At 49.1% G+C, this 3,183-nt stretch carries 4 protein-coding genes and 1 pseudogene; all 5 read left to right on the forward strand.

Going from position 1 to position 3,183, the window contains the following annotated elements; all coding sequences use genetic code 11:
* Positions 1-480, forward strand: a pseudogene (locus tag ACYC56_RS13690) (UDP-3-O-(3-hydroxymyristoyl)glucosamine N-acyltransferase); the annotation flags it as partial.
* Positions 467-931, forward strand: a complete 465-nt coding sequence (fabZ, locus tag ACYC56_RS13695) for a 3-hydroxyacyl-ACP dehydratase FabZ (protein WP_461374732.1) — start codon at positions 467-469, stop codon at positions 929-931. The pseudogene ACYC56_RS13690 and the gene fabZ, both read left to right, overlap by 14 nt.
* Positions 931-1,713, forward strand: coding sequence for an acyl-ACP--UDP-N-acetylglucosamine O-acyltransferase (gene lpxA / locus ACYC56_RS13700; protein ID WP_461374733.1), 783 nt, complete (start codon positions 931-933; stop codon positions 1,711-1,713). Before fabZ ends, lpxA begins: the two co-directional genes overlap by 1 nt.
* A complete protein-coding gene (locus ACYC56_RS13705) occupies positions 1,710-2,522 on the forward strand; it encodes an LpxI family protein (RefSeq protein WP_461374734.1) in 813 nt (270 codons plus the stop codon). Before lpxA ends, ACYC56_RS13705 begins: the two co-directional genes overlap by 4 nt.
* A 115-nt stretch (positions 2,523-2,637) precedes the next feature.
* Positions 2,638-3,183 (forward strand): Gfo/Idh/MocA family oxidoreductase (locus tag ACYC56_RS13710; protein WP_461374735.1); only part of this gene is annotated, 546 nt, incomplete at its 3' end.

Here is a 3,183-nt window from a genome sequence, read left to right on the forward strand (position 1 = left end):
ATTCCTCAAACAGGGATCGTTCAGATCGATGATGACTGTGAAATCGGGGCCAACAACACCATTGATCGGGCGACATTCGGCAAAACCTGGATCAAGACCGGAGTCAAAACGGACAATCTGGTCCATGTGGCCCACAACGTGGTAGTCGGGGAACATTCCCTTCTGATCGCCCAGGTCGGCATATCCGGAAGTACCACCTTGGGAAAAGGGGTCATTCTGGCCGGTCAGGTCGGGGTGGTCGGGCATATTACTATTGGGGATGGGGTTACGGTGGGGCCGAAATCTGGTGTGGCTAAATCCATTCCGGCCGGTGAAGTGGTTTCTGGAATAACGACCATGCCCCATCAAACGTTTTTACGGACCCGACTTCTCATACCGCGATTGCCTGAGATGGCCAAGCAATTACGGGCCTTGGAGGACCGGGTTCGTCTCTTGGAAGCCGAATTAATAAAGGAGAAGGAAGACCATGGAAATAAGTAATGAGGAAATCCAAAAGATTCTGCCCCATCGATATCCCTTCTTATTGTTGGACCGTATATTGGAATTTACGGCGAATGAAAAAGTGGTCGGATTGAAAAATGTAACGGTCAACGAACCTTTTTTCCAGGGCCATTTTCCGGGAAAACCAATCATGCCCGGGGTTTTGATCGTTGAAGCCCTGGCTCAGACGGGGGGGATTCTGGCCTTCAAGTCCAATCACCGACTCTTAGGGAAAAGTCTGATTTATCTTCTGGCCATCAATAAGGTCAAATTCAGGAAGCCGGTGGTTCCGGGAGATCAACTGATCTTAGAATTGATAGCTCTGCGCCGGGGGGAAAAAGTCTGGAAGATGCAGGGCAAGGCCTTTGTCCGGGAAAACCTGGTGGCCGAGGCGGAGATTACGGCCAGCATTTCCGACGAAAAAGAGACGCCGGCCGGGGAGGAGACTTAATGTCCACACATAACATCCATCCAACAGCGATAATTGGTCCTCAGACCGAGTTGGGAGAAAATGTCATTATCGGACCCTATGCAATCATTGAAGGTGAAGCTTTTATTGATTCCGGGACACAAATCGGCGCCCATGTCTATATCGACCGCTATACCCGGATCGGAAAGAACTGCCGGATTTCACCTTTTGCGTCCATTGGAACTCCTCCGCAAGACATAAAATTCAAGGGGGAAAAAACCCAGGTCGTTATTGGCGATGGAAACGACATTCGCGAATATGTCACTATCAACCGAGGAACTTCAGGAGGAGGGGGTTCAACCACCATAGGCAATCAGAACCTGATAATGGCCTATTGCCATGTGGGGCATGATTGTCAACTGGGTAATGGAATAATTATGGTCAATTTGTCCATGTTGGCCGGTCATGTGGTCCTCGAAGATTATTCCCGTCTTAATGCCCTGGTGGCTGTCCAGCAATTCGTTCGGGTGGGGGCTTATGCCATGGTAGGAGCGAAGTCAGGGGTAAGAAAAGATATCCTCCCTTATGTCTTCGCCGATGGGGATAAGGCCAAATTGTTGGGGCTGAACACCATCGGATTAAAACGTCACGACTTTTCCGATGAGGTCATCACCGCCTTGAAAAAAACATATCAAATTGTTATTCGTTCTCACCTGACCGTTCAGGAGGCCTTGAATCGGGTTGAAAAGGAAGTCCCTTCTATTCCGGAGGTTAGACGATTTTTAGACTTTATACGAAATTCCCAGCAAGGCATAACTCGATGATGATGGGTTCTTCTCCTATCGGTTTGATTGCCGGCAACGGGGATTTCCCTCTTTTGATTGCCAAGGCCGTGCGACAGGAAGGGAAAAAAATGGTGGCCGCCGCCCATTTAGGGGAAACCCGGGGTGAACTGCGGTCCCTGGTGGAAAATATTTGTTGGATCCGACTGGGAGAGTTTGGGAAACTGGTCCGGTTTTTTAAAAAGCAAGGGGTAAAAGAAGTCCTGATGGCCGGTGGGGTCGATAAAAAAAAGATGTTTTCCAAAACCCGGCCGGATATGGAAGGACTTTCACTCCTGGACAAAATGGGGAATAGAAAAGATGACTTTATTTTGAGAATGGTTGCCGACCAATTGGAGAAAGAAGGATTTCAAGTTTTTCCCTCAACGGCTTTTCTCCCTTCTCTGTTAGCCCCTCCGGGAGTTTTGACTAAACGCCGGCCTACAGCCGAGGAAGAACGGGACATCGAATTCGGATGGCCTCTGGCCAAGGAACTGGGAAAGTTGGATATCGGGCAGTGCCTGGTTGTCCGGGATGGGGCCGTATTGGCCCTGGAAGCCATTGAAGGGACTGATGAGACCATTCGGCGGGGAGGAAAGCTGGCCCGCAAGAAAGCGGTGGTCATCAAGGTTAGTAAACCCTTTCAAGATCTTCGTTTTGATCTCCCGGCCGTTGGAGAGCAGACTATCCAAACTATGAAAGAGGTAAAAGCCGGGGTCCTGGCCATCGAGGCCCATAAGACGATTATCTTTGACCGGGAGGCCACCGTTCGTCTGGCCAATAAGTATCGGATGGTTATTGTTTCGAAGTAGGGCATTAGAAAAAACCTTCGTCGTTGAGCGTTCGTTGTTCATCGAAACCGATTTTCGTGTTTCTTAGCTTCAATAGGTTAGGAATTGTGCCTGACCAAAATTAGAAAAGAACAAAATGGAAAAAATTAAAATCGGCGTTGTCGGAGTCGGACACCTGGGAAAATACCATGTGGAGAAGTATGCCCGGATGGCGGGTGTCGAATTGGTGGGGATTGCCGACATTTCTCCGGAAAGGCGGGAGGCCTTATCCCGTCAATACGACATTCCCGGATATGAAGATTATCACCGATTGATTTCCCACGTTGATGCGGTCAGTATTGTGGTGCCGACCACGCAACACGCTTCTGTGGCCATGGATTTTTTAGATCAGAAGATTGATGTTCTGATAGAAAAACCTATCAGCAGGTCCATATCCGAAGCGGAAGAATTGATTGCTTTGGCCGGGACCAGGGGCTGTTTGCTGCAGGTGGGACATCTGGAACGGTTCAACCCGGTCTACCTGAAAGTAAAACCTTATATAAAAAACCCCCTGTTCTTTGAAAGCCATCGATTGAGCCCTTTCAAAGCCAGGGGCATCGATGTGGATGTGGTTCTGGATTTAATGATCCATGATTTGGATTTGATATTGCACCTGGTTCAATCCCCGGTCGCGCAGATTCAT

The sequence above is a fragment of the Candidatus Aquicultor sp. genome, from assembly GCF_054640775.1.

Coding starts and splice junctions, on each gene's coding strand:
- ACYC56_RS13705 (WP_461374734.1), top strand. CDS start 1,710: ATGATGATGGGTTCTTCTCCTATCGGTTTGATTGCCGGCAACGGGGAT.
- lpxA (WP_461374733.1), top strand. CDS start 931: ATGTCCACACATAACATCCATCCAACAGCGATAATTGGTCCTCAGACC.
- fabZ (WP_461374732.1), top strand. CDS start 467: ATGGAAATAAGTAATGAGGAAATCCAAAAGATTCTGCCCCATCGATAT.